Source organism: Serratia sp. 3ACOL1 (assembly GCF_003668775.1).
GTDB classification, from domain to species: Bacteria; Pseudomonadota; Gammaproteobacteria; order Enterobacterales; family Enterobacteriaceae; genus Chania; species Chania fonticola.
In genome coordinates, this window is sequence record NZ_CP033055.1 from 4732402 (window position 1) to 4758221 (window position 25820).

General features: G+C 51.8%; 25 protein-coding genes. 11 read left to right on the plus strand and 14 right to left on the minus strand.

The features are described from left to right. Positions 1 to 3 precede the first annotated feature (3 nt). The 8 genes from gatB to D9980_RS21365 form a co-directional block, all read right to left on the minus strand. Positions 4 to 288 (minus strand): PTS galactitol transporter subunit IIB, encoded by a 285-nt coding sequence (gene gatB / locus D9980_RS21330; RefSeq protein WP_021181786.1) that lies wholly within the window; start codon positions 286 to 288, stop codon positions 4 to 6. Further along, positions 285 to 782 carry a PTS galactitol transporter subunit IIA gene (gatA, locus tag D9980_RS21335; RefSeq protein WP_121608378.1) on the minus strand — a complete coding sequence of 166 codons (498 nt, stop codon included), beginning with the start codon at positions 780 to 782 and terminating at the stop codon, positions 285 to 287. Before gatA ends, gatB begins: the two co-directional genes overlap by 4 nt. After that, the gene (gene gatZ / locus D9980_RS21340) at positions 775 to 2076 is read right to left on the minus strand and encodes a tagatose-bisphosphate aldolase subunit GatZ (protein WP_121608379.1); all 1302 of its coding nucleotides are present in this window, start codon (positions 2074 to 2076) and stop codon (positions 775 to 777) included. Before gatZ ends, gatA begins: the two co-directional genes overlap by 8 nt. Before the next feature lie 570 nt (positions 2077 to 2646). Next, positions 2647 to 3501, minus strand: a complete 855-nt coding sequence (locus D9980_RS21345; protein WP_024482801.1) for a tagatose bisphosphate family class II aldolase — start codon at positions 3499 to 3501, stop codon at positions 2647 to 2649. Positions 3502 to 3693: 192 nt separating this feature from the next. Then, positions 3694 to 4536, minus strand: a complete 843-nt coding sequence (locus D9980_RS21350; RefSeq protein ID WP_021181782.1) for a 23S rRNA (adenine(2030)-N(6))-methyltransferase RlmJ — start codon at positions 4534 to 4536, stop codon at positions 3694 to 3696. 104 nt (positions 4537 to 4640) lie between these two features. Beyond that, entirely contained in the window at positions 4641 to 5024 is a 384-nt protein-coding gene (locus tag D9980_RS21355) for a MarR family transcriptional regulator (RefSeq protein WP_024482800.1), read from the minus strand. A gap of 5 nt (positions 5025 to 5029) precedes the next feature. Next, on the minus strand, positions 5030 to 5395 hold the full coding sequence (locus D9980_RS21360; protein ID WP_024482799.1) for a DUF6516 family protein: 366 nt from the start codon (positions 5393 to 5395) through the stop codon (positions 5030 to 5032). A 136-nt stretch (positions 5396 to 5531) separates the two neighbouring features. Beyond that, complete coding sequence (locus tag D9980_RS21365; RefSeq protein WP_121608380.1) at positions 5532 to 5897, minus strand: hypothetical protein; 366 nt, start codon at positions 5895 to 5897, stop codon at positions 5532 to 5534. Between the two features lie 215 nt (positions 5898 to 6112). Here D9980_RS21365 and D9980_RS21370 point away from each other — a divergent pair, with 215 nt between their 5' ends. Together D9980_RS21370 and D9980_RS21375 are read left to right on the plus strand one after the other, a co-directional pair. Then, positions 6113 to 6988 (plus strand): hypothetical protein, encoded by an 876-nt coding sequence (locus tag D9980_RS21370; RefSeq protein WP_121608381.1) that lies wholly within the window; start codon positions 6113 to 6115, stop codon positions 6986 to 6988. Then, positions 6985 to 7470, plus strand: coding sequence for a DUF1240 domain-containing protein (locus tag D9980_RS21375; protein ID WP_121608382.1), 486 nt, complete (start codon positions 6985 to 6987; stop codon positions 7468 to 7470). Before D9980_RS21370 ends, D9980_RS21375 begins: the two co-directional genes overlap by 4 nt. A gap of 31 nt (positions 7471 to 7501) precedes the next feature. Here the strand turns inward: D9980_RS21375 and D9980_RS21380 are convergent, their stop codons facing one another. Then, entirely contained in the window at positions 7502 to 7981 is a 480-nt protein-coding gene (locus D9980_RS21380; protein WP_037376510.1) for an Hcp family type VI secretion system effector, read from the minus strand. Between the two features lie 443 nt (positions 7982 to 8424). On the opposite strand from D9980_RS21380, the gene prlC reads away from it, so the two are divergent. The 3 genes from prlC (at position 8425) to D9980_RS21395 (ending at position 13245) form a co-directional block, all read left to right on the plus strand. Then, positions 8425 to 10467 (plus strand): oligopeptidase A, encoded by a 2043-nt coding sequence (gene prlC, locus D9980_RS21385; RefSeq protein ID WP_121608383.1) that lies wholly within the window; start codon positions 8425 to 8427, stop codon positions 10465 to 10467. A gap of 8 nt (positions 10468 to 10475) precedes the next feature. Then, entirely contained in the window at positions 10476 to 11222 is a 747-nt protein-coding gene (gene rsmJ / locus D9980_RS21390; protein ID WP_121608384.1) for a 16S rRNA (guanine(1516)-N(2))-methyltransferase RsmJ, read from the plus strand. A gap of 130 nt (positions 11223 to 11352) precedes the next feature. Continuing rightward, entirely contained in the window at positions 11353 to 13245 is a 1893-nt protein-coding gene (locus tag D9980_RS21395) for a bifunctional UDP-sugar hydrolase/5'-nucleotidase (protein WP_121609069.1), read from the plus strand. A 69-nt stretch (positions 13246 to 13314) separates the two neighbouring features. Here D9980_RS21395 and gdhA read toward each other — a convergent pair whose 3' ends face one another. Continuing rightward, complete coding sequence (gene gdhA / locus D9980_RS21400; RefSeq protein ID WP_121608385.1) at positions 13315 to 14658, minus strand: NADP-specific glutamate dehydrogenase; 1344 nt, start codon at positions 14656 to 14658, stop codon at positions 13315 to 13317. 182 nt (positions 14659 to 14840) lie between these two features. Beyond that, entirely contained in the window at positions 14841 to 15275 is a 435-nt protein-coding gene (gene uspA / locus D9980_RS21405; protein ID WP_021181773.1) for a universal stress protein UspA, read from the minus strand. Between the two features lie 553 nt (positions 15276 to 15828). Between uspA and uspB the strand changes: the two genes are divergently transcribed. Next, on the plus strand, positions 15829 to 16164 hold the full coding sequence (gene uspB / locus D9980_RS21410) for a universal stress protein UspB (protein WP_021181771.1): 336 nt from the start codon (positions 15829 to 15831) through the stop codon (positions 16162 to 16164). A 65-nt stretch (positions 16165 to 16229) separates the two neighbouring features. Here the strand turns inward: uspB and pitA are convergent, their stop codons facing one another. Continuing rightward, positions 16230 to 17735, minus strand: coding sequence for an inorganic phosphate transporter PitA (pitA, locus tag D9980_RS21415; RefSeq protein ID WP_121608386.1), 1506 nt, complete (start codon positions 17733 to 17735; stop codon positions 16230 to 16232). Between the two features lie 304 nt (positions 17736 to 18039). Between pitA and D9980_RS21420 the strand changes: the two genes are divergently transcribed. From D9980_RS21420 to D9980_RS21440, 5 genes are all read left to right on the plus strand, one after another. Beyond that, positions 18040 to 19242, plus strand: a complete 1203-nt coding sequence (locus tag D9980_RS21420) for an NAD(P)/FAD-dependent oxidoreductase (RefSeq protein ID WP_121608387.1) — start codon at positions 18040 to 18042, stop codon at positions 19240 to 19242. Between the two features lie 177 nt (positions 19243 to 19419). Continuing rightward, positions 19420 to 19764: a helix-turn-helix transcriptional regulator gene (locus D9980_RS21425; protein ID WP_121609070.1), complete on the plus strand. Its 345-nt coding sequence runs from the start codon at positions 19420 to 19422 to the stop codon at positions 19762 to 19764. Then, on the plus strand, positions 19751 to 21013 hold the full coding sequence (locus tag D9980_RS21430) for a type II toxin-antitoxin system HipA family toxin (RefSeq protein ID WP_370454278.1): 1263 nt from the start codon (positions 19751 to 19753) through the stop codon (positions 21011 to 21013). The genes D9980_RS21425 and D9980_RS21430 overlap by 14 nt, the downstream gene beginning before the upstream one ends. Positions 21014 to 21216: 203 nt before the next feature. Further along, positions 21217 to 21957, plus strand: a complete 741-nt coding sequence (locus D9980_RS21435) for a hypothetical protein (RefSeq protein ID WP_121608389.1) — start codon at positions 21217 to 21219, stop codon at positions 21955 to 21957. Between the two features lie 621 nt (positions 21958 to 22578). Then, complete coding sequence (locus D9980_RS21440; protein ID WP_121608390.1) at positions 22579 to 22881, plus strand: hypothetical protein; 303 nt, start codon at positions 22579 to 22581, stop codon at positions 22879 to 22881. Positions 22882 to 23140: 259 nt separating this feature from the next. On the opposite strand, the gene D9980_RS21445 is transcribed toward D9980_RS21440, so the two are convergent. After that, a complete protein-coding gene (locus D9980_RS21445) occupies positions 23141 to 23977 on the minus strand; it encodes a TIM barrel protein (protein ID WP_121608391.1) in 837 nt (278 codons plus the stop codon). A gap of 27 nt (positions 23978 to 24004) precedes the next feature. Beyond that, complete coding sequence (locus D9980_RS21450) at positions 24005 to 25441, minus strand: sugar porter family MFS transporter (RefSeq protein WP_024482788.1); 1437 nt, start codon at positions 25439 to 25441, stop codon at positions 24005 to 24007. Between the last annotated feature and the right edge of the window lie 379 nt (positions 25442 to 25820).

Here is a 25820-nt window from a genome sequence, read left to right on the forward strand (position 1 = left end):
GGGCTACTCCGTCAGAATGGTCAGTATTTTTTGCTTCAGCGCATCGATGCCGACGCCGGAAATAAACGGCATGCCGTGCACCAACGGGATATCGCCAAACTGCCGGTCGACACGGGCGGTGGTGCAGATCAGGTCGGCATCGTCCATATAGGTTTCAATCTCGGTCACGCGGCACTGCACCAAATCCAGCTCGATGTTGTGCTCCGCACACAGCTCTTTGATCTCTTCTGCGGCCATGGTCGAGGTGGCAACGGCACCGCCGCAGGCAACGATAATTTTACGTTTCACAGTGTGGCTCCTTCATATTCTGTTTTTTGTTGTGGTCGGGAGGGCGAAGTGAAAACCCGCTGGGCAAAAATTTCGCCCAGTTGGTCCTCGGGGGCGGTCAGTAGCGCAGTGATAAACTCGGGGTGCTGCAACTGGCCAAACAGCGTGCGCAGTAAAACCAACTGCGCCGCCGGGTCGGTGACGATCAGCGCGATAATCAGCGCAACGTCGATCGTGCCGTCATCATCCGCCTGAGCGAAGGGCACAGCCTGGTCAGGGCGGATTAGATAAATAGCCGGGGCACGTGCATGCTCCGCTTCACAATGGGGGATGGCGACCGCGTGCTGCTCAAGGGCGATGCCGGTGGGATAAGCGCTCTCACGCACCAGCAACGCCTGCGGGTAGCTGTTGTGAACAACCCCGGCGTTGAGCATGGTGATGCCAATGTGCTCCAGCGCCTGCTGTGCGTCGGCAAAGCTGATGCCAGTGCGAACGAACAGTTGGCTGTTATGCATGAGCCATCTCCTCGGCGTTTTTGGCTTGCTCTGCGGGGGCACAGCCGAAGCGATAAGCGCGCAGCACATCCTGAATTTTGTCGATCATCAGTGCGTGGGGCTGCTTCGCCAGCTTGCGTTCCATCACGCGCTGATACTGCAGCGGGAAGTATTGGCTCAGCAGGCCCGCGGTGATCTCTTGCTGGTCGAGGTTATTGAGCAGCGTCGTCATACTTTGGGCGATACGCGGGTGAGGCCAGTAGTAGCGGATACGGTCCGACAGGCTGAAATGCAGGTCGATCAGCGAGCGGCTGAACGTCGGGTGGTAATACTTTTTCCAGTAATCCGGTTCGTCGAGCATCACGGCGTCAATCACCGCCAGGATCTGGCTACGTTTTTCCGGGGCAATCAGGGCCTGTTCGATATTGGCCAGGGCAAACACCGCTTCGCGCAGGGCGAACGTCAGGGCCGGGCCAACCTTGAGAATGGCGAAGTGATCGTGCACCAGTTGCTGATAGGCTTCACGCGTTTGGTAATCGGTAGAGTGTGCCTCATAGACCAGCGGCGTGGTGGTAATAAACTGGGAGAGCTCGCGGGCCAGCTGTGGTTGGTAAGCGATCACCTGTGAGTGGTCGAACTCCACCCCTGGCTGCACTACTACGGCGATGATCCTCGGGATCGCCTCTGCCACCCCGGCCTTGCGGAAGGCCTGATAGTGAGTTTCCAGCGTGGCGGCGGCATCCGTCGCGTGAGTGATATGTACGCTGCCAATGGCGGAAGATTCTCCTCCAGGAACGGGCACCTCGGTCCCAATCACATAGGTCAGCTGCTGTTTTTGCTCTGGGGTAGCGACCCGTTCGGCGACCTGGCACAGACGGGCGGCGCGTTCTGCCACCACGTGGGGATCTAACGGGATCGGATCGTCGGCGCAGGACATGGACGCATCCAGATGGATCTTGCTGAATCCGGCGGTGACGTAGTCGGCGATCAACACTTCCGCTTTCGCCATTGCGCTGGCGGCGGGTTCATTTTGCCAGCAGTTTGGGCCTAGATGATCGCCCCCTAACAGCAGCCGGGAGAGTGGGAAGCCGACGGTTGCCGCAATATCGCAGACAAACTGCCGGAAATCTGCCGGTTTCATGCCGGTGTAACCGCCAAACTGATTAACCTGGTTGGATGTGGCCTCGATCAGTACCTGGCGGTCGCTGTGCAGATCCAGGCGTAATGCAGCTTCAATCACTAATGGGTGTGCCGAACAGACAGAGCAGATCCCGATCGGCTCCCCTGCTTTATGTCGTGCGATTATATTTTTCATTCTACCCTCCGTTTTCTTACGAATATAATCGTAATGTTTCGAAATGTTAGCAATGCACTTTTCTATTATTCGTGATCAAGATCGAAAACTTTAGCGCTATTTTTCCGCGCAGGTGCTTTCAGTGTGAGGGAGTAAGTTAATGAGTGGGGTGATTTTAGTTATTTAAAATCAGTTGATTACAAATAGTTGGTAAAAAGAGGAATGGGTATACGCAATAAAGTGAAAGCGGTTATTGTGACGAGAGGATGCCCCTCACCCCAACCCTCTCCCACAGGGAGAGGGAGCTGCTAGCCCCTGCTCTTTTGGAAGTAAAGAGGTCATCTCATTAAACTCGCTCGTCCCCTTATCCAAGGTACGTCACTGAGTTTTCAGACACACTTGATCGGCTCCCTCTCCTTTAGTGAGAGGGAGCTGTTAGCCCCTGCTCTTTTGGAAGTAAAGAGGTCATCTCATTAAACGCGATCGTCCCCTTATCCAAGGTGCGTCACTGAGTTTTCAGACACACTCGATCGGTCCCCTCTCCCTGTGGGAGAGGGTTAGGGTGAGGGGCCGTTACCATGCTGGCGTAGGTCACAGCCTGCCTTCACAGCCACAAACCTGAATCACCTTTTGCACCACCTGCTGCATCGCCAGCTTGGCGGGCTGCATATAGTGGCGCGGATCGTTGGCCTGCGGATGCTCCGCCAGATGCTGCTTCAGCGCATCGGAAAAGGCGATCTTAAGCTCCGTCGCCACGTTCACCTTGCACACTCCTAGCCGAATCGCCTGCTGAATATCAGCGTCTGGCAAACCCGACGCACCATGCAGCACCAGCGGTACGCTGACTCTGTCGCGGATCTGCCCAAGGCGGGTGAAATCCAACTCTGGCTTGCCTTGATAAAGCCCATGTGCCGTACCAATCGCCACCGCCAGTGAATCGATGCCGGTGGAACGCACAAACTCCTCGGCCTGCTGCGGCGAGGTATAGCGGGCATCCTTGGCATCAACGCTGATGCCATCCTCAACGCCACCAAGCCGCCCCAGCTCCGCCTCAACGCTGACATCATAACGATGGCAAAACTCGGCCACCTGCCGCACCAGCGCGACATTTTCCGCAAAGGGCAGGTGTGAGCCATCAATCATGGCCGAGCGGATGCCTGCATGCACTTTGGTTTCAATATCTTGCAGAGTCTCATGGTGATCCAGATGCACTGCCAGCGGGATGCGGTATTCGGCGGCCAGCTGTTTGACAATAGCGACCACGTTAGCCGTTCCCGCATAGAGATAGGTGCCGGGCGTACCGGCCAGGATCACCGGTGAGCGCATGTGCGCGGCGGTTTCAGCCACCACCTGCATGGTTTCCAGGTTATGAATGTTGAAGGCCGGTACGGCATAGCCCTGTTGTTGTGCCTTCTGCAGCATATTATTGGTCGAAATGATGTACACCGCCTGCCTCCTGTTTTCTTTGATTACGTTATCTTTCGATAACCATCATCTAATCGAAAGATAAAATAAGCAAACAGTTATTTTGCGGTTGTGATGAGGATCGGCAAAAGATCGCGGCAAAATGAGGAGCAAGCAGGGGGGATAGCGAAGGGAAAAACGGATGGCCGCCCAGGCAGACGACCATCATCGAACTTATTCTGGTACGACCCAGTTCACCAGGTGGTGACCGATACCGGACGGCACCAGTACCTTGTGCAGCCACGGCAGCACGTTGTTCATCTGCTGTTCCAGCTTCCAAGGTGGGTTAATCACGATCATGCCTGAAGCTGTCATCCCGCGTTGATCGCTGTCGGGCTTCACCGCCAGCTCGATTTGCAGGATACGGCGGATGCCGGTCGCTTCCAACTCTTTGAGCATGCGCTTGATCTGCTGGCGCATCACCACCGGATACCACAGAGCATAGGTGCCGGTAGCAAAACGCTTGTAGCCTTCCTGAATGCCTTTCACCACATCTTGATAATCAGTTTTCATCTCATACGGCGGGTCCATCAGGATCAGGCCACGGCGTGACGGAGGCGGCAACTGGGATTTTAACTGCTGGTAACCATCGGCACGCTGCACTTTAGCACGCTCGTCTTTCTGGAATTCGTTACGCAGCAGCGGGAAATCACTTGGGTGCAGCTCTGTCAGATGGATTTTATCCTGCGGGCGCAGCAACTGGCGGGCGATCAGCGGTGAGCCTGGGTAGTAACGCAGGGTACCGGAGCGGTTGAAGTTGTGCACCACGCTCATGTAGGCCGCCAGCTCTTCTGGCAGATCGTCACGTTGCCACAGTAGGCCGATGCCTTCCAGGTATTCCCCGGTGCGCTCGGCATGCTCACCGCTCAGCTGATAGCGCCCGGCACCGGAGTGGGTATCCAGGTACAGCAGCGGCTTATCTTTTTCTTTCAGCGCCTCAATGATCAGGCTCTGAACGGTGTGCTTGAGCACGTCGGCGTGGTTGCCGGCGTGAAAACTGTGGCGGTAACTTAACATGGCGTTTTTATCCGATTGATTTTAATACACTATTATCGAAAGCATTTATTCTGGCAGGTTGAGGGTGCTAGACGTGAAAAAGCCTGAAAAAACCTGGCTTAAAACTATGCGACTTCCTGAGACTGCATTGTTGCATATTTTTGGTTTACCTGGATATCGAAGTCGGTAAACAGTGCGACAGGTTTAACGCTACGCCCGTCTTTCTCCAGCCTGACAAAGCCATGTGAATTAAGCGTTTTTAGGGTAACCGACAGATTACTGATTTTTCGGCCTGAAAGATCGGCCAACTCCGTTAGCGTTTTTGGTTTTTGCTCATCCATCAGCCGCAGCAGCGCTATATTTTCATTGCTTAGCACCTGCGCGAGGGCAATCATGGAGGTAAACCAAACCTTTGGTTCCCCTGGCTCGGGCTTGTAATCTCCTTTGGCTATCGCCAGCGTTCTCCTGCGTATAAGATCTTCAGACATTACACCGATCAGTGCTTTCATTACGCCTACCCTCTCTTTTCTCTTTCTGCGATCGCTTCATCCATCTTCTCAAAGAAGTCCTGGAGCAACTGGGATGCGGAGGTAAACTCATAAGGGTACCCCTTATCTCTGGGCGTTCTATGGATATGGTCATATACCAGTCGCCCAGTATACTTGCCTTTCTTCGGTGGTTTTATGGCGTGGGCGTTATCCATGCCAAACACCCTCGTGTTGTGCTTATCATGCACCGTGAGGTTGTATCGGATGCCATGTGGAATAAAATTATTGGGCTTAACTTGCCATGCCTCAATTTTCCACCAGTAGCCATCCTCTCGGTTAACTCTTTGTCCATGTAATTCAATGAGATAATCTAAACTAGGATCATGTTGCATATCTCTTCCTTGTGACATTTATGATCTAATCATAATATAGGGGGGGCTAAAATTCAAACAATCCTGTCGTTTAGATTGGTGACAAGGAGGCGATATTGCTGAATTTGTAGGGGCGCCGTATGCTGCGTCTGTTTCACTAATCCAGGCTACGGCTGTTCTCTCCACGCCAACGATAATCGGCCCGATCTGTCAGCGTATTGGCCTGTTTAGCGACTTTAAGTTGAGAAGCACCCGCTGGCAGCGCGCGTTCAAGCGTCAGCGCATCGCAGGTTTGTTGAAGTAGTTGTTCGAGTTGTTGCTGTTCACCACACCAGATTGACTCAACGTCGCTATCGCGCTGTTCAGTGAAGGCCACCGCTCGCACCTGAAAACGTTCACTCCCCTGTGCTCCGGCTAACTCAAGACCATAGCCTGGCGTTGCCGGTTTACCTATCACCACTTTTCCGTCATTTGACCAGGTTTGGGCATCGCTTTTACGTACCTCATGCCCCAGTTTTTCCAACCCTGGAGACCTGAAGATATTGTCACCTGCGTGACATCCGTACTATAAGACTGCAGCGCTGCGGTTGAGCGCGTGGTTTAAGAGTTTGCATAGACCTGCATGGTTGATATTTATCAGCAGAGTCGTTTGATTGTTCTTTATACAAGGCAGAATTTCAATTATATTAGCGAAAGAGTAAATGGAAATACTTTCTTATAAGGCAACCGGAGGCCGAGATGAAAGACAGAATATACCCCAACTATCTCACGGGAAATAATTCCACTCTCTTCCCTACACCACCCGATCATGGGGCCTATGCCCGGCGAATTGCGGAAGAAAAATTCCAGGCTTGCATGAATGCCGAACAGCGCCACATCATGCTGCTTACCAAAGAAGAAGCCTATGATGTTCTGGAGTGCTTTGGAGAGTTTGGCAGAGGCGATCGGCAGTATGATGAGGGTTTTCTAAATATCACACGTGATGAAGGGTTGGACTATCTGGGATATGCTGCAACCTATAGCGGCAACGCGAAGGATTTCTACTCTGCGGCGGATCTGGTAAGGAAGTTGGGGGGCTTTGGGATTGCCGCCCTAATTTATGTCGGAAAAAATGGCGAGAAGTTAATCAAGATCACCGGCTACCCAGGTATTAGACGGATCTTAAATGGAACGCGTTATTCGTTAAATAATATGCAGGTTGTACAAATTGGGATCGGGGTGAAAGGGCTTAATCATACTGCTATACAGGGCATGAAATGGAGTATATATGTCTCTTTGGCCTACCGTAGCCTGGAGTTTATACTAAAGGATGAAAGCACTGCGGCTAGTTTTTTAGGAAATGTAACTAGTGATATTGTCAAAGCGGTTGTCGTTACTGTTATCATGAGAGCAACATCGTCCGCGTTGTTAATAGGGGCGGCTGTTTCCTTAGGTGGTGCTATTATTGGTGTCGCCATTGTGGCGTTTTTTATTACGATGGGTCTAGAGTATTTAGACCGGGAGTATGGAATCACTAATAAAATTATAGAAAAAATAAAGGAAATGGAAGCGCAGACACCAAGAGTTTCAAGTGTGTTAGGAACAAATAGCCAAATTTTATACAATAAACCATGAAAAATAAATTAATAACCAACGTGGGCGAGACAGTTACAGTAAAAGAGCGTTTAAGTTCTTTGCTTGTCGCCGGGATTTTTTCTTTAGGTTGCATTTTTGCACCAAGTATTATTAGCAACTATATCATCAGCTTTACCTATCCTGATGTTGTTTCATTTAACAGGTTGGAAACTTTCATTTTAGCAATTATTCCTGCAAGTGCCGTATATTTTCTTATGTTTTTCCATTTGTCTATTACCGGCAAAAATTATCTAGCTAAATTCAAGCCTATACTTATATACTCTTTACGCCTTACCGCTTTTTTGCTTGTTGTCGCCTTTATTTTTAATTGGCATTTTACCACAGTATTGGATCAGCATGGCTATGGCACCTGTTGGAAAAGAAGCTTGTATTCGGAGACGCTCTATATCAAAGATGCCAGCGAATGTAAAAAAAGAGGAACCCAAGTGCTTAAAAGACCCAGAGCAGTTTATAGACGTTAGGGCCTCTTGGTAAAAGAGACCCAGCTAGTCATTAATAAACTCTGTCGTCCCATACGCTATAACCTGAGGTGCCAGCGATATGGTGTTGGCAAATAATATCTTTATAACGTACGGAAATAATTTCTTCGGGTTGTGCACTAGAATGCGTTAAGCAGTGGGGATAGTTTATGTTGAAATCTACGATGGTCGCCTCTCTGAGTTCGATCGTGTAGTACAACTCTTGGGCACCATTTTGTGATGTGCGGTAAAAATCAAACTTAAGGTTAAGCAACTCGTTATTAGAAATAGCCAGCAAAAACAAAGGAGATGATTTATCCTGTGGTTTAACAAAAATCACTGGGTTATGCATCACATTTTCGCCCCGGCTGATGTTATGCGCGAGCTTAAGAACCAGTATCTGGTTTTCGTGGCCTAATTGGTGCTTGTTACCGATCGAATCCGCTGTAGAACACCCTGCCGATATCAACCCTTGTTGTTTTCCATTAATCGTTGCGTAGATATTATTTGCCATGATGAACTCCTTGTCATGTAATTCGTGGCTGGGGTTGGTTAAAAATAGACCGAACCATTTTGTATCAAAACAACCTCAATTAACATGGTTTTTAGCGCACAGGTTGATTTTTTAGCTAGGAATAATAATATTCATCAATAAATAAAAATGACTCATAAAGTATGCTGTATGTATGTGAGCGTGTTTGAAACGTGTATTAACGCAAATGAGAGCATTTTATAGGTACTTAGCAGGGAGGTATTTTTGTCGCTTTCCTACTTAATCTACTTAATGCAATCGTGGCCTATCTTCCTCACTAAACGATCCGCGTGAGTGAAGAAACAGGTTCAATGACACGCATGACCATTGATTTTCCCACTGGTTGGCACCATGTTAGATAGAAGCTTATCTTTGTCTGGCCTGATGTGCGCATCGGGTCCACCACCCTAATCAGGACTTCCTCTATGACCAATGCGTTGCTGACACCGTTTGCCTTACCGCCGTTTTCTGCCATTCGCCCTGAAGATATCGTCCCTGCTGTGACATCCGCATTGGCTGACTGCCGTGCTGCGGTTGAGCGCGTCGTGGCACAACCGGGGCCGTTTACCTGGGAAAATCTGTGTCAGCCGCTGGCCGAATCTGACGATCGCCTGTCACGCATCTGGTCACCTGTTGGTCACTTAAACTCGGTAAAAAACAGCCCGGAACTGCGCGAAGCTTACGAACAGGCGCTGCCGCTGCTTTCCGAATACGGTACTTGGGTGGGCCAGCATGAAGGGCTGTACCAGGCCTATCGTAATCTGAAAGAGGGCGAAGGCTTTGCCAAACTGGCCGCGCCACAGCGCAAGTCGGTAGAAAACGCGCTGCGTGATTTTGAGCTGTCGGGCATTGGCCTGCCAAAGGAAAAACAAAAGCGTTACGGCGAGATCGTGGCGCGTCTGTCCGAACTGGGTTCGACCTACAGCAACAATGTGCTCGATGCCACCATGGGCTGGAGCAAGTTGATTACCGATGTGAATGAGCTGAGTGGCCTGCCGGAAAGCGCGCTGGCCCAAGCCCAGGCAATGGCACAGGCCAAAGAGCAGGAAGGCTGGTTGCTGACGCTGGACATGCCGAGCTATTTGCCGGTAATGACTTATGCCGATAACCAGGCGCTGCGTGAAGAGATGTATCGTGCCTTCACCACCCGGGCCTCCGATCAGGGGCCAAATGCCGGTAAGTGGGATAACAGCGAAGTAATGGCGGAAACGCTGGCTCTGCGCCATGAACTGGCACAGTTGCTGGGCTTTGCCAGCTATGCGGACAAATCGCTGGCGACCAAGATGGCAGAAAGCCCGGAGCAGGTGCTCGGTTTCCTGAGCGATCTGGCCAAGCGCGCTCGCCCACAGGCAGAACAGGAACTGGCACAGCTTCGTGCCTTTGCCAAGCAGCACTATGGTGTGGATGAGCTAGAGGCTTGGGATATCAGTTATTACGGAGAAAAACAGAAGCAACATCTGTTCTCCATCAGTGATGAGCAACTGCGCCCATATTTCCCGGAACAGCGTGTGCTGGAAGGGCTGTTCGAAGTAGTTAACCGCATTTACGGTATCACCGCCAAAGAGCGTCAGGGTGTCGATACCTGGCATCCAGAGGTGCGTTTCTTCGATCTGTTCGATGCCAAAGGTGAACTGCGTGGCAGCTTCTATCTGGACTTGTATGCCCGCGAGAACAAGCGCGGTGGTGCATGGATGGATGATTGCGTCGGCAGCCTGCGCAAAGCCAATGGCGAATTGCAAAAGCCGGTGGCTTATCTGACCTGTAACTTTAACCGCCCACTGGGTGACCAGCCGGCGCTGTTTACCCATAACGAAGTCACCACGCTGTTCCATGAGTTTGGTCACGGTCTGCACCATATGCTGACGCAGATCGATACCGCCGGGGTTTCTGGTATCAACGGTGTGCCTTGGGATGCGGTAGAGCTGCCAAGCCAGTTTATGGAAAACTGGTGCTGGGAGCCGGAGGCATTGGCATTTATCTCTGGTCACTTCCAGACTGGCGAACCACTGCCGAAAGCCCTGCTGGACAAAATGCTGGAAGCGAAAAACTATCAGGCGGCGCTGTTTATCCTGCGTCAGCTGGAGTTTGGCCTGTTCGATTTCCGTATGCACGCCGAATACAGCCCGGAAAAAGGGGCGCAGATCCTGCTAACCCTGGCCGAAGTGAAGAAAATGGTGGCGGTGATCCCTTCACCAAGCTGGGGCCGTTTCCCACACGCATTCAGCCATATATTTGCCGGTGGCTATGCGGCGGGTTACTACAGCTACCTGTGGGCGGAAGTGTTGTCGGCAGACGCCTACTCGCGCTTTGAAGATGAAGGGATTTTCAACGCTGAAACCGGTCAATCCTTCCTCGATAACATCCTGTCACGCGGGGGTTCCGAAGAGCCGATGGAATTGTTCAAACGCTTCCGTGGCCGTGAACCGAAGCTGGATGCTATGCTGCGCCATTACGGTATTAAAGGGTAACCCGCCAAGTGAGCGTGTTTTTATTGTGTGAAGCAGGCGCCGATCCCGGCGCCTTGTCTATTTTGGCCGATCGTTGGCAGCTAACCAGCGACGAAGATGCGACGATGGCGCTGGTGCTGACGCCAGAAAGGTTGGAGCTGCGTAAGCGCGACGAGCCAAAGCTTGGCGCTATCTACGTCGATTTTATCTCTGGCCCGATGGCCCATCGGCGGCGTTTCGGCGGCGGCCGTGGCGAAGCGGTGGCCAAAGCGGTAGGCATCAAAGGTAGTTATGTGCCTAGCGTGGTGGATGCCACTGCCGGGTTAGGGCGTGATGCGTTTGTGTTGGCATCGCTGGGTTGTCAGGTTCGCATGTTGGAGCGTGATCCGGTAGTCGCTGCGTTGCTGGAAGACGGTTTGCAACGGGGCTATCAGGATGCGGAGATCGGCCCTTGGCTACGTGAACGTATGACGTTACTGCATGCCTCCAGCCTGACGGCGTTGAGCGATCTCGATCCACGTCCGGAAGTGGTGTATCTCGACCCAATGTATCCGCATAAGCAGAAGAGTGCGTTGGTGAAAAAAGAGATGCGGGTATTTCAGTCGCTGGTAGGCAGTGATGATGATGCCGATGGTTTGCTGGAGCCAGCCCGCAGGCTGGCCACCAAAAGGGTCGTGGTGAAACGACCGGATTATGCCCCTCCGCTGGCCGATGTTCCCGCTCATGCTGCCACGACCACCAAAAATCACCGTTTCGATATTTATATGCCACTGTAAGATAAACGTGAGGGGGTATTCATTGAACTTCCTCACATTTCCCATGCTCATTCTGCAATGTCACTGGTAACGCTGAGATGTGCGTCGCATAATCCTGTTTAATTACAATCAACTATAATGAAAAAACATGATGAAAAAGACGCTGCTTTCCCTGCTGCTTTGCTTGAGTACCTCTGCCATGGCCGCTGAACCGGTAAATATCACCATTCTGGGCACTTCCGATCTGCATGGCACCTTCGTGCCTTGGGATTACTCAACCGACACCGAGAACCTGGCGGGCAGCCTCAGCCAGATTGCCACCCAGGTGCATAAAGTCCGTGCCCAGCAGCCGAACGTGATCCTGGTAGACGCCGGGGACACCATTCAGGGCAACTTTGTTGAAACCTTCAAGAACGACAAGACCAGCCCGATGATCCTCGGCTTTAACGCGCTGGATTACGACGTATGGGTGATGGGCAACCACGAATTCGATTTTGGCCTGAAGGCGCTGGCAACCCCACTCAGCCAGTTCAAAGGCACCGCGCTGGCAGGGAATATCTTCTGGGACAGCGGCAAGCCTTACCTGCCCGCCTATAAGATCGTTGAGCGTCAGGGGGTGAAGATTGGCATTATCGGCATGGATACGCCGATGACCGCCGAGTTTGCCAAGGGCACCGATCGCATCGACGGACTGACGTTTACCGATCCGGTGCAGGCGGTGAAAAAGGTGATCCAGCAGATCCACGGCCAGGTGGACGCCATCGTGCTGGTGGCCCATATGGGGATCGATAATGAGAACCAGCGGCCGGGCACCGGGGTGGGCGACATCGCGCGGGCCAACCCAGAGCTGGCGGCGATCGTTGCCGGGCATATGCACGTCAAGGTGGATAAAGAGGTGATCAACGGCGTGATCGTCACCGAGCCGGACAAATACGGCCGTGCGCTGTCGCGTATCGATCTGCAATTTGAGCAGCAAAATGGCAAATACGTGCTGATCAATAAAGACAGCTACACCTACCCGATCAAAGGCGTCAGCTCCGACAAAAAGCTCGAAGAGATCTACCAGCCGTTCCATACCATCCTGCGTGCCAACGCCAACCGGCCGATTGCTCAGTTGACCGGCCAGGATCTGGTGCCGCCGGACGCGGTGAAAGGTATTCCACAGGTACATATTCAGGATACCGGCATCAGCGCCCTGTATCAGGAGGCAGCCCGTCACTACGCGCCTAAGGCTCAGGTGATCGCGTTGCAGATTGATAACGACAGGCCGAAGCTGAACGTGGGCACCATCACCGCCAAGGATATCGCCTTCAACTATCAATATGCCGGTGGTGAAATCACCGTCTACCAGTTGACCGGTAAAGAGCTGAAAAAGTACATGGAGTGGTCAGCGGACTACTTCAACCAGCAGCATGATGGCGATGTCACCTACAGCTTTAACCCACAGCGCCGATCGTCCAAATACTCAACCAATGACTTCTTTGACGGCGTGACTTATACCATCGATCTGCGTAAACCCGTTGGGCAGCGCATCACCGAGCTGAAATTGAACGACGGCACCCCGGTGACCGACAGCACGCCGATCCAGTTGGGGATGAACAGCTATCGCATGGGTCACCTGACGCAAAAAGGCGGAGTACTGGAAGGGATGCAGTTCCCGGTGCTGTCAGATACCAAGGCGGAATTTGGTGAGGAAGCGGGGACTATTCGTAATCTCACCATTCGCTATCTGACCGAGGTGAAGAAGGGTGAATACCAGGGCAAAGCGATGCACCGCTGGAAGCTGGTGGGGCTGGAAGGGTACGAACGTGAGCGCAAGATTGTGGACAAGCTGCTCAATGACGGCAAGATCAGCGTGCCGACCACCGATGATGGGCGTTATACCAACGTGGCCTCCATCAACGTCAAAGAATTACTGTTTAGTGACCCGCAAATGATGAAGCAACAGGTTGCAGCGCTGCAACAACAGGCGCAAGCGGCTACCGATCCGGTCATCAAACAGCGGTTAAACGATCGGTTGGTGATTATCGAGGCTATTAATTGAGGTAATACTCAGTTAACCAGATAAAAAAATGCCGGCGAATCTGCCGGCATTTCTCATTCAGGGGTAAGGTTAGAGCACGCCCTGAGCCAGCATCGCATCGGCAATCTTAACGAACCCGGCAATGTTGGCGCCGTGAACGTAATGCGTTTGCTTGCCTTCGCCGCCGTACTCGACGCAGGACTGATGGATATCCGCCATGATGTGACGTAAACGGATATCGACCTTCTCTGCCCGCCAGTTAAGGCGTGCGGCGTTTTGCGCCATCTCTAACCCGGAAGTGGCAACACCACCGGCGTTGGCGGCTTTGCCCGGTGCGAACAGCACGCCAGCTTCCAGGAAGGCATCGGTAGCCTGGATGGTGGTTGGCATATTAGCGCCTTCAGCCACGGCTTTGACCCCGTTGCGGATCAGCACCTGTGCGGCTTCCAGATCCAGCTCGTTCTGGGTGGCACAAGGCAGGGCGATATCCACCGGCACGTTCCACGGGCTTTCACCGGCCAGATAGGTCAGGCCACGCTCGCGGGCATAATCGGCAACTCGGCCATAGCGCTGGTTTTTGATTTCGGCCAGATGCGCCAGTTTTTCAGTGGTGAAGCCAGCTTCATCCACTACGGTACCGCCGGAGTCGGACACGGTGATCACCCGCGCGTCCAGCTCCAACGCTTTCTCAATGGTGTATTGCGCCACGTTACCGGAGCCGGAAACCGCGACACGCATCCCTTCAAAGCCCAGGCCATGGCGCTGCAGCATTGAATCGGTGAAGTACACCAGGCCGTAACCGGTGGCTTCCGGGCGGATCAGGCTGCCGCCGAACGACAGGCCTTTGCCGGTGAATACGCAACTGGTGTTGTTAGACAGCTTTTTCATCATGCCGGCCATAAAGCCCACTTCGCGCCCACCTACGCCGATATCCCCGGCTGGCACGTCAGTATCTGGGCCCAGATGACGATAAAGCTCGGTCATCAGCGATTGGCAGAAGCGCATGACTTCGCCCTGGCTTTTGCCTTTGGGATCAAAGTCTGAGCCACCCTTGCCGCCGCCCATAGGCAGCGTGGTCAGGGCATTCTTGAAGGTCTGTTCAAAACCGAGGAACTTCAGAATGGAGGTATTAACCGAAGGGTGGAAACGCATCCCCCCTTTATACGGCCCAATGGCGGAGTTGAACTGGATACGGTAGGCGCGGTTTACCTGAACTTTGCCCTGATCGTCGACCCAACTGACGCGAAACTGAATGATACGCTCAGGCTCTACCAGGCGCTCTAACAGGGCGTGGTCACGATAATGAGGATTACGCTCGATGAATGGCCACAGAGAGGTAAAGACTTCACGCACTGCCTGCAGATATTCCGGTTGATGCGAGTTATGACGTTGTAAGGATTTTAGAAAGGATTCTAGCGATACAGCCTGTTCCATGGATAGCTCCTGTTTAGCATATTGGTTCCCCTGTTTTTATGATGTGTCTCACAGTTGGGGAGGATGTTGTGTCTACCTCGACTATATCACTGTGGGGTGGCTGATTAACAAGCAATAAATAACAGGAAACCATGAAAAACGCCCGCGCAGGGCGGGCGTTGGCCAAACAGGTTAGCGAATACTTACTTTTCTTCGTCGCGCAGCGGCACAATCAGCATATCAATGTGTACCGTATTGATTAACTGGCGCGCAGAGGACATCAACTTGCTCCAGAAATCCTGGTGGTGTCCACACAATACCAGGTCCATATCGTATTTTTTAATCGCATCAACCAGCACCTGCGCCAGATCGCCGCTGCCGCTCAGGGTTTCGGTGATGGGATAGCCCGCATTTTGCGACAGCTCGGTTAATGCATGGTGGGTTTCTTCGGAAATACGCTTTTGCATATCGCCCAGATTGACGTCGATCAGGCCGGTATACAGATCGGAATAGTTTACATCAACGTGGATCAGAGAGACTTTGGCATTGTACGGCCGCGCCATTGATACCGCTTTCTCGACCAGGATTTTACTTTCCGGTGATAGGTCAACCGCAATCAGTATGTGTTTGTAAGCCATGAGAATACTCCTTCCATATAATGCCGATTAAAGGGGGCAGGCATTCAGTGTTCCAGCTTGGCGCTTTCGCCTTACCTGCATAGTACCATCCAGATAACACAATGATATGTTGGGGCGATCACACTGCACCGCATCAATCACCCTTGTTTATACGTTTACCCCACCCGTTTTACACCGCCGGGGCAAAAAATCCTATGGCTTATACGGTTCTCCGCCGTTTGAACGATTGAATTATAAGCATTGTTGCTCAAAGTATAGCTTATGACGGTTATCCGAGCGGAGAGCGGGTAGATGAAGAATTTGGTCCTGACTGTAAATTTTATACGGCACCGGGATCTGTTTGCGTATCATTATTCTACACTAGTGAATGTGGACCCCACTTATTTCCTCTGATCGCTGTAATGCCTGTTCATCAAGCGGTCAGAGGTTGTGGGTAGATTCGGGTCCGTAAGGTGCTAGGGGGATGGGAGCCAAGGCTCCGGCAGCATAAGGTATGAAGTAGGGCCGTTGGCCCGGCGGGTGTCCGGGATAACAACGCCTTGAGGGGGCTATCATGATTAGTACCGTCGCGCTGTTTTGGGCATTGTGTGTGGTCTGTGTGATTAACATGGCCCGGTATTTTTCTTCTCTGCGTGCGCTGCTATTTGTTTTACGCGGCTGCGACCCGTTACTTTACCAATACGTCGATGGCGGAGGATTCTTTACTTCGCACGGCCAGCCGAGCAAGCAGATACGGCTGGTGCGCTATATCTTTACGCAACGCTATATGGAGCACCACGACCCGGAATTCATTCGCCGCTGTCAGCGTGTCCGCAGCCAGTTTGTACTGACTTCATCGCTGTGTGGGCTAGTGGTGATCAGCCTGGTGGCGTTGGCGATCTGGTATTAGGCCGGCAATAGCAAGGCAAAAAAAATGGCGGCCACTTTGGCCGCCATTGTTGTATCGAGCAATCGTCAAATCACTTTCAGCGCCAGCCAATATAGGCCACCGGAAAGCAAAATCGAGACTGGCAGGGTCAGAACCCAGGCCAACAAGATGCTCTTGATGGTTTTGCTCTGCACACCACCGCCATCCACCAGCATCGTTCCGGCAACCGCCGAAGACAGTACTTGGGTAGTGGAAACCGGCATACCGGTATAGCTGGCCACGCCAATCGACAGGGCGGCCGTCATCTGTGCCGACACCCCCTGAGCGTAGGTCATGCCTTTCTTACCGATTTTCTCACCGATAGTGGTAGCAACGCGTCGCCAGCCCACCATGGTACCGAGGGACAGCGCCAGGGCTACCGCGACGATAATCCAGGTTGGTGCATATTCAACGGTTTCCAACAGGTCTGAACGCAGATTCTTCAGGAAGCGTTGATCGTCCACTGAGGTTTCCGGCAGCTTGGCCACCTTGTCTGCAGTCTCGGTCACGCACATCAGCAGGCGGCGCAGATGGCTGCGCTGCTCTACCGTCAGCTGATCGTAGTTTTGCAGATTGTTCAGCAGGTCCAGAGAGCGCTCAACGGCGATCAGGGCACGTGAGCTGTCGCAGTGGAACTCAACCGGTTGATCAGGCGTTGGAGCCGCATTCTGAGGCGCAGGAACCAATGGCGTCTGTGTGGCCACGTGTGCCAGAGAATCGCCATGCTTTTGGTAGAATTGCTGCAGGTGGCTCACGGCATCACGGGTACGGGTAATGTCGTAACCGGTCGCACTCATATTGAGCACGAAGCCTGCAGGGGCAACACCGATCAGCACCAACATAATCAGACCGATACCTTTCTGACCGTCGTTCGCGCCGTGTGAGAAGCTTACGCCGATAGCAGATAGGATCAGAGCGATACGTGTCCAGAACGGTGGCTTGCGTTTGCCATCGACCTTTTCACGTTCCGCCGGAGTCATATGAATACGCTGACGCTTTTTGGTATTGCTCCAATAGCGGCGCAGCATAAACACCATCAGCCCGGCAATTATCATCCCGATCAACGGGGAGAAGATAAGCGACAGGAAGATGCTGATCATTTTTGGCACGTTCAGCGCGTCGACCACGGAGGTGCTGGTCACCAACGCATTGGTCAAGCCGACACCGATAATGGCGCCAATCAGGGTGTGGGAGCTGGAGGCCGGTAGCCCAAGATACCAAGTACCGAGGTTCCAGATAATTGCCGCCAACAACATGGAGAAGACCATGGCTAACCCGTGTGCTGAACTGACGTTCAACAACAGATCGGTTGGTAGCAGGTGCACAATGGCGTAGGCAACACTCAAACCGCCGAGCATCACGCCAAGAAAGTTGAACAGGCCAGCCATAACGACCGCAAGTTGCGAGCGCATAGCACGGGTGTAAATTACAGTAGCGACCGCATTGGCCGTATCATGGAAGCCGTTAATGGCCTCATAGAACAGCACGAACAACAATGCGAGAATTAACATCAGGCCGGTATGGAAATCCAGGCCAGTGAACAAATGCAGCATAAGCGTTACGCCAGGTTTGTGGACATGAACGCCGCGCATTATCGGCGACAACCGGTGTCGGGGAAAAGGAAAATATGACGTTTTTTTGATTTCTCTGATGTACAAAGGGTTTGAACAGTGTTGAATCGATGCAATTTCAGCATGTTACTGCCGTTTATGCCCGTTACATTTTCTTACGTTGGCGTTGGCCTGCCGATGCCTTTACAATCCCTCACCGCGGATTTAGCGGTATACAGGCACGTAAAAGGCGTAAAATACGCTCTTGTTGCCGCGATTGTTGTGGTTATTGCAAAGAGAGGTTTGGGTGGAACAGTTTGATGTTGTCGTCATTGGCGCGGGTGCCGCAGGGATGTTTTGTGCTGCGCAGGCAGGGCAACTGGGTTGCCGGGTGCTATTACTCGACAACGGCAAAAAACCGGGCCGCAAGATCCTGATGTCTGGCGGTGGGCGCTGTAACTTCACCAACATGTCCGCTGAACCGGCAGCCTACCTCTCGCATAACCCCCATTTCTGCAAATCGGCATTGGCACGCTACACCCAATGGGATTTTATCGATCTGATTAACCGCTACGGCATCGCTTACCACGAAAAAACCTTGGGGCAGCTGTTTTGTGATGATTCTGCCCAACAGGTCGTCGATCTGTTGGTACAAGAGTGCGAACTGGGTCAGGTGGTAACGCGCCTGCGCAGCGAAGTCCTGAGCGTCGAAAAAACCGACCAGGGCTTCGAATTGGCACTTAACGGAGAGAGTGTAAGTGCTCGCTCACTTGTGGTGGCGAGCGGTGGGCTTTCCATGCCGGGCCTGGGGGCCACTCCCTTTGGCTATAAGCTGGCGGAACAGTTTGGCCTGAAAGTGTTGCCGACCCGGGCCGGTTTGGTGCCCTTTACGCTGCATAAGCCGTTGTTGGAGCAATCCCAGGCGCTGTCTGGCGTTTCGGTTCCCGCAGTGGTCACAGCGGAAGATGGCACCAGCTTTCGTGAAAGCATCCTGTTTACGCATCGGGGGCTTTCTGGTCCGGCTATCTTGCAGATCTCCAGTTACTGGCAGCCTGGTGAGTTTGTGAGTATTAACTTACTTCCGACGCTAGACCTGGTGGGCTTCCTTAACGAACAGCGCCAGGCACATCCTAACCAGAGCCTGAAAAACACCCTGGCTTTGCATTTGCCCAAGCGCCTGGTGGAATTACTGCAAGAATTGGGGCAACTGCCGGAGGCCACGTTGAAGCAACTCACTCCAACGCAGCAGACAGCATTGGTTGATAGTTTGCAAGACTGGCGCGTGCAACCCAATGGCACCGAGGGTTACCGCACAGCAGAGGTGACCCTGGGCGGTGTGGACACCAAGGAGCTTTCTTCCAAAACCATGGAGGCGAGTAAGGTCCCGGGTCTGTACTTTATCGGTGAGGTAGTGGACGTGACGGGCTGGCTGGGGGGCTATAACTTCCAGTGGGCCTGGAGTTCCGCTTGGGCCTGCGCGCAAGCTTTGGCTGCTATACAAAGATCTTAAAAGTGATTTGCGATAAGCTCACATTAATGAGCCATGTATGATTCATTAAGGTGTTTTATGGTTCATATATGACTCACTTCATACAGTTGATAGGGTGATCATTTAATCCTCATATGGTTTACATATAGCCCATTATCACCTTTAATGAACCTTATATGAATTATGTGGGGCATAAGAATGCCAAAGTCTATTGTAAGAGCCTATTCGCGTTACACAGAGGAAGCTCTAGGGCTGCTTGCTGTGTCTATTCGTGCGGCAAGGCTCGAGCGAAAGCTGACGACCAGTGAGGTAGCTGAACGCGCGGGCATTTCTAGAGGCCTACTGCAGCGCATTGAGAAAGCGGATCCTCGCTGCGGGATTGGCGTTGTCTTCGAGGTGGCCAAAATTGTCGGAGTCAGGTTATTTGACGAAGACGCAGAGGTGAGCACGATTATCGGTCACCGTACCCGAACTGAAGAAAAGCTTAGCCTTCTGCCACGGCGCGCCAGGAAAATATCCAAGGAGGTGAATGATGATTTCTAATAGGGAATATAACGAAGCCTATGTCTGGATCTGGTTACCGAATGAAACTCAACCCGTTGTCGCAGGAGTAGTCACCCGGGAGGGGGAAAGTCTACTATTCAACTATGGTAAAAGTTATCTGGAGCGCATTCGTGATGAGCCTCGTGCTATTTCCATCTATGAACCTGAACTCCCTTTGAAAAAAGGGTTTATCCCTCTGCTGCCAGGGTTGGGTATGCCAGGCTGTCTTAGAGATAGCTCTCCTGACGCATGGGGACGGCGGGTTATTCTTAATCGCAAACTCGGAAGAAAAGGTTCTGATACTGATACAGCCGCTTTGGATGAATTAACCTATTTACTTGAATCAGGCTCGGACAGGATCGGGGCTCTGGACTATCAACGCTCCCCCTCGATTTATGAACCCCGCTCAGCGATTAATGTCACCGTTGAAGAGTTAATGCATTCTGTTGAGCGAGTTGAAAAAGGGATACCTCTGACTCCTGAACTTGATCAAGCCCTCTTTCATGGGAGTTCTATTGGTGGCGCGCGTCCAAAAGCGCTGATCGAAGCGGAGGGTGAAAAGTACATAGCAAAATTTTCGGCCAGTTCGGATCTCTATAGTGTGGTTAAGGCTGAATATATTGCCATGCGGCTAGCTGCGTTGGTTGGTTTGAACGTAGCGCCGGTTAGTCTGCTCAAAGCGGCCAAAAAAGATGTGCTGCTCATCAAGCGATTCGACAGGGAGAGAACAAACCGGGGATGGACACGTCGCTTGATGGTATCTGCGCTGACTCTGTTTGAGTTGGATGACATGATGGCGAGATATGCGAGTTATGAAACATTGGCAGAAATCATTCGTACGCGTTTTCAACAGCCTAAGGAAACGCTGAAAGAGCTGTTTTCTCGATTGTGCTTTAATATTTTATGCGGGAATACGGACGATCATGCCAGGAATCATGCGGCGTTCTGGGATGGAAGCACCCTGACACTCACCCCCGCTTACGACATTTGCCCACAAGGCCGAGCAGGAAACGAAGCATCACAGGCGATGCTCATTGTTGGCAATACGCGGCTCAGTAAGCGAAGTTGTTGCATTGATGCGGCCCACGCTTTTCTTTTGACCGCGTCGGAAGCAGAAAACATCTTTGATCAGCAGTGTTCAGTCATTGAGAATCATTGGCAGCAGGTATGCGATGAGGCCGAGGTTTCAGAGGTTGATCGCAGGATGCTGTGGCACCGGCAATTCTTAAATCCTTTTTCAAGGTTATGATCCTACATTGATGGGATCGCAGGGTGTCTGCATTGGCAAAGTGGAAGCCAATTTTCTCTGTTAATTGATTATTATCAGTTTGGAACGTCCACTTTAGGAGCTTTGGAGATAGAAACATCAGAAATAACTCAGAATAATGGACTCGGCTCGTGCGTTGAGACAAGCGCACTCTTATTCAAATAATAACAAGGAAAGTTCTGCTGATGAAAATCAAATGCGGTTTGGCATTACTGGCTTCTCTGGTGCTGGTTTCCGGCTGTAGCCAAAAGATTTCCTCTTCACGCGCGGCGGCTGATCCTGCCGCTGCACCGGCTCCAGTCGCCCAAGAACATAAACTGGGAACGGCATGGGGTGAGGACGTTTACTCCAAAGTGACCACCGTTGACGCGAAGCGTATGCATTCCTCTCCAGACAGTGTCGCCAAAGTGTTGTACAGCGCGGCAGCTTCCAATAATGGGCAGTACACCAATGAGATCGTGTTGTCTTCCGTCAGAATGCGGGTGCAGACCGAAAACAATCGGGATTTCGCGCTCAATCGCTATAAAAATGGCGAGTTTTCATTCTCTGCCAATGACGGCGAGCGCTACCAGCTGTTCTTCTATAACACTAGCCCCAGCAAAACCTATGAGGTGGTAACCGCGGTTGACGGCCTGGACGTGATTTCAGGCCGCAGTGGTTCACTGCGCAATTCCGGCTATCTGGTCTCCCCAAAAGGAACCCTGGTGATTGAGGGCTTCCGTAAAAGTGATTCGTCTGTTGCTGCATTCCGTTTCGCAAAACCCGATAATTCCTACGCTGCGAGTTCACTGGCGGGCGAAAAAGAGAATACCGGCGTGATTGGCGTGGCGGTTTATGAAATGGCGCTGCCGGGTCTGCCTGATTGCCAACCGCAGGCGTTTCCTGGGGATGCTAAATACGCCCCTGCTCCCTGCAAGAAACCGTAATTGCGTGAACATGGCCTCAAAATCTGAGGCCATGTTCGGCTTCAGGCCTGTTTCCAGCTTACTCAGACACCTTAGACACCCCGGCATCTCCTGCCCCCTGCAGCTGCTAACGCCTCATGGCAGGGTGAACGCTTACCTTTCGGCCAGCAAGACCTTGCTCTTGGCCGTTTTCGAGATAACAAATGGTGTGCAGGAATAATCTTGTTAGTAATAACTTTACGTTTACAACTATCGTGTTTTTTTCAGAATATCCTCCTGCATCTTGCGAACGCGTTTTTTTATTGTTTTTAATGGGTAATTTATCGCAATATCTGGTTTTTTTTTACCCAATTTAGGTTAGGGATAGATAGAGATCGCAGTAGGAATTTTATCTTTTTTTAAGTAAAAAATGTTGCATCATAGAAATTCTGCGAATTATCCTAACCATTGGTGGGATATAAAAATTTGGCGATCTTTATGCAATGTGACCTATATCAATAAACCATGGCTGGAAAAACCTATCTTGTATAGGGCCAGCTTGGTTAGGGGCGCTTGTGGTTTGTTGTGAGTCGTTAATGAATGTTAACGTACTGATTATTAATCATATCTAGGCAAGGCAATCAGTCTCAGAGGAAAGTGGTTATGCCATGGAGTCATGAAATTCAACAGGCAATTACCTTGTTACAGGCATGCCAACATCGCCATACGGACAGCTTGCCCTGTCCGGCCAGGGGGGATGAACCTGGCGCAGTAGGCACTTGTGCAGAAAAAATCATGCCGTCGATTATCCTGCTTAATGCGTTTGCGGATGTACTTCCGCAGCATCAGGAATTACATCGTCTTGGTATGGTGCTGGAGGCCCAAGGCTTGATCAAGAAATTGACTCAAGGGGAGAGCTATAGTCAAAGCGCACTGGCGTATTTACGTGCGCAAATCGAACCCTAGCAGCCACTATTAATATCCATGCTATGTGGATGAATAGTTCGAATATTTCATCGATATATTCGGGTTGCCTCTATATTTGCTGCCGAAGTTGACTTGATTGAGTGCTCATAATTGACGTATTTATTAAAATTCAATAGATACTTCGTTAACTATTCCGACGCGAATTCATAGGGCCCTACGCATGCTTGGGGTGGCGCTATCAAACACGTCAGGGTTACGCTGTTAAAACAACCCCCGCATTCTACGGGGGGTTTTACTTTTACTGTTGCAGCAATGCAATACTGTGGCAGATCTCGTGTTCGATATCGCCCTCTGTCCAGGTAGTTAGCTGTGAAGAGAACGGTTCGAAGGCATAGATCCCCCGGTAGCCCAAACGTTCCAGGTTTTGTACCTGGGCTACGCTTGCCAACCGATCTTTATCGCTCAGCATAATGCGTTCTTCATCGCTCAATGCGCCTTTGATGAGCGGATCCTCAACGCCAGAGAGATGCACCAAACCAATCTGCTCAACCCGGATCTGAGCATCAAACTCCGGTTGTGCTACGTCGCTCAGATAGTGGTGGAACGTATCCAGCACGATCTTATAAGGTGCGCCAGAATCACGAATGATTGCCTGTGCCAGCAAGGAAGAACGCAGTGAACTTATGCCAAACCCCAATGGTTCCACGTAGCCCTCAACGCCATACTGCTTGAATAGCGGAGCGAGTAGCCGCAGTGCAGCCAGCGTATCTTCCCTTTTTTGCGATTCACTACGCCGGTCGCTCGCGTTGCAATGTGGGCACATCACCACCGCCTTGCTATGGATAGCTTTCGCCTGAACCAGCAACGCTTCAGCGTTTTTCAGCAGTGCTGCTTGATCTTCCAGCAGGTTGAACATTCCCAGCGCATTGATGGTGACGATCTCAATGCCGAACTCTTCGGCCAGCGCGTTTAACTGCTCGTTGCTCAGGTTGTCGGCCACTTTGCCACCCGACATATCGTTGCGCAGTTCGACCTTGCTTAACCCACATCTTTTCACCAGGCGGAAGAAGTTCTCCAGCGTGAGATTGGGGGCGATCTTACGGTTGATACAAAAACGTTCCAATGCAATGGCCATGATGCATCACTCCTGGGTTTGTCGGCTTTAGGCTTTGCCATCTTCTACCGTGACGATTTCAGATAGCGGTTGGCGATAGCGTTTTGCCATCACGACGTCTTCCATTCTTTCCAGTGAAACGCCCTTGGTTTCTGGAATAAAGCGGGCAATAAACCAATAGCTGAACAGGCAGCAGGCGGCAAACACCCACATTGGGAACGCCCCGTGGAAGGTGGAGAACAGATAAGGTTGGTCATTGATCATCGGGAAGCTCTGGGCCACGACGAAGTTGGCCAGCCACATACAGCCAACGGCAATGCTCATCCCTTGTGAACGCATGCGGTTGGGGAAAATTTCGGAGACCAGCACCCAGGCACCTACACCCCATGACATGGCGTAGAACACCATAAAGAACAGCATGCCAAACAGCGCGAAGTAGCCGGTTGCCTGGGTATACAAGGCATAAGAGGTGATCAGCAGGCCAACGATGGTGCCCAGGGTGCCCCAGCGCATAAGTGGGATACGGCCTATGCGATCCATCAGCATGGCGCCGATCACCGAGCCGACCAGTTGCAATACGCCGATCCAGATGGTCTGGAACAGGGCTTCTTGCGCGTTTTCGGTCACGGTTTTAAGCACCACCGGGGCGTAGTACATCATGACGTTAACCCCCGTCACCTGTTGCAGCATGGCGATCATACAGCCGACAAACAAGATGAAGCGTACGCGTACGTCGCCATAATTCAGCTTTTGCTTACGGTGCTGCTCGTCCTGGCGAAGCGACTCCTTGATTTCTCTTAACACGCTTTTAGCATGCTCAGCATTTGAAACGCGGGTCAACATGGCTAAAGCCTGATCGTCGCGGCCTACCATTACGCTCCAGCGTGGTGATTCGGGGATGACAAAGACCAAGGCGGTGAACAGCAGGCAGGGGATCACCTCTGAGCCAATCATCCAGCGCCAACCCATCTCCACCAGCCAGGCTTCACTGGCATAGCTGGCAATCTTGAAGTTAACGTAAAAAATCACGATCTGACCGAACACGATGGCGAACTGCTGCATGCTGAGCGCCCGGCCCCGCATATCCTTCGGTGAGACTTCTGACATGTACATAGGGGATACCGTTGCGGCCAGCCCGACGGCCAGACCCCCGATGATGCGATAGATAACAAACCAGGTGAAGGTGGTAGCCAGAGCGGCACCGACTGCAGAGACGGTAAACAGGAAGGCGGCGACCACCAGGGCCTTTTTACGCCCATAGCGCCCGGCCAGCGGCCCAGCGCCGAAGGCACCGACCACGCAGCCGATCACCACGTTGGACACTGCCCAGCCGGTTTCTGCCGGGCTGAGGTCAAAGTAGGTTTTAAGGGCTTCGATCGCACCAGAAATCACGGCGGTGTCATAACCAAACAGAATGCCGCCGAGTGCTGCAATCCCGCAGATACGCAGAATATACCCAGTATTGTGTTTACGCTGATGTGACATATGTTGCTCCGATTTTTATCCTGGCTTCTGCCTACTTAAGTGACTTGTAGGGTGTAGGGAGGCAGAAGGGTGAACCGTGCCTGTCATCAAGGCGGTGTTTTTCAGTGGGCCTTTGGCAGACAAGAACATTTATTTCATATTTAGTGAATAATGAAATATTGATTTTTAGATCCAGTTCAAAAAATTGAGCATAAATAGGGCAAATGTTCTCATCGTTTTGCATAGCAGATTGGAAAATTGACTCGCACAAGCGGGAAAGCGTATCTGTATAAAAAATAGGGATTACTGCGTAAAGCCACGCAGCTAGCGGATCGCGGATAGCATCGTTCGTCACCACCCGCTCAGCCTACGGACATGGTAAATTTGCGATCGGCGGCAC

Excerpts from the sequence above, each read along its gene's own strand:
- gatA (WP_121608378.1), bottom strand. The coding sequence starts at position 782 with ATGCATAACAGCCAACTGTTCGTTCGCACTGGCATCAGCTTTGCCGAC.
- gatZ (WP_121608379.1), bottom strand. The coding sequence starts at position 2,076 with ATGAAAAATATAATCGCACGACATAAAGCAGGGGAGCCGATCGGGATC.
- D9980_RS21350 (WP_021181782.1), bottom strand. The coding sequence starts at position 4,536 with ATGTTAAGTTACCGCCACAGTTTTCACGCCGGCAACCACGCCGACGTG.
- D9980_RS21355 (WP_024482800.1), bottom strand. The coding sequence starts at position 5,024 with ATGAAAGCACTGATCGGTGTAATGTCTGAAGATCTTATACGCAGGAGA.
- D9980_RS21360 (WP_024482799.1), bottom strand. The coding sequence starts at position 5,395 with ATGCAACATGATCCTAGTTTAGATTATCTCATTGAATTACATGGACAA.
- D9980_RS21370 (WP_121608381.1), top strand. The coding sequence starts at position 6,113 with ATGAAAGACAGAATATACCCCAACTATCTCACGGGAAATAATTCCACT.
- D9980_RS21375 (WP_121608382.1), top strand. The coding sequence starts at position 6,985 with ATGAAAAATAAATTAATAACCAACGTGGGCGAGACAGTTACAGTAAAA.
- D9980_RS21380 (WP_037376510.1), bottom strand. The coding sequence starts at position 7,981 with ATGGCAAATAATATCTACGCAACGATTAATGGAAAACAACAAGGGTTG.
- prlC (WP_121608383.1), top strand. The coding sequence starts at position 8,425 with ATGACCAATGCGTTGCTGACACCGTTTGCCTTACCGCCGTTTTCTGCC.
- D9980_RS21395 (WP_121609069.1), top strand. The coding sequence starts at position 11,353 with ATGAAAAAGACGCTGCTTTCCCTGCTGCTTTGCTTGAGTACCTCTGCC.
- gdhA (WP_121608385.1), bottom strand. The coding sequence starts at position 14,658 with ATGGAACAGGCTGTATCGCTAGAATCCTTTCTAAAATCCTTACAACGT.
- uspA (WP_021181773.1), bottom strand. The coding sequence starts at position 15,275 with ATGGCTTACAAACACATACTGATTGCGGTTGACCTATCACCGGAAAGT.
- uspB (WP_021181771.1), top strand. The coding sequence starts at position 15,829 with ATGATTAGTACCGTCGCGCTGTTTTGGGCATTGTGTGTGGTCTGTGTG.
- pitA (WP_121608386.1), bottom strand. The coding sequence starts at position 17,735 with ATGCTGCATTTGTTCACTGGCCTGGATTTCCATACCGGCCTGATGTTA.
- D9980_RS21425 (WP_121609070.1), top strand. The coding sequence starts at position 19,420 with ATGCCAAAGTCTATTGTAAGAGCCTATTCGCGTTACACAGAGGAAGCT.
- D9980_RS21430 (WP_370454278.1), top strand. The coding sequence starts at position 19,751 with ATGATGATTTCTAATAGGGAATATAACGAAGCCTATGTCTGGATCTGG.
- D9980_RS21435 (WP_121608389.1), top strand. The coding sequence starts at position 21,217 with ATGAAAATCAAATGCGGTTTGGCATTACTGGCTTCTCTGGTGCTGGTT.
- D9980_RS21440 (WP_121608390.1), top strand. The coding sequence starts at position 22,579 with ATGCCATGGAGTCATGAAATTCAACAGGCAATTACCTTGTTACAGGCA.
- D9980_RS21445 (WP_121608391.1), bottom strand. The coding sequence starts at position 23,977 with ATGGCCATTGCATTGGAACGTTTTTGTATCAACCGTAAGATCGCCCCC.
- D9980_RS21450 (WP_024482788.1), bottom strand. The coding sequence starts at position 25,441 with ATGTCACATCAGCGTAAACACAATACTGGGTATATTCTGCGTATCTGC.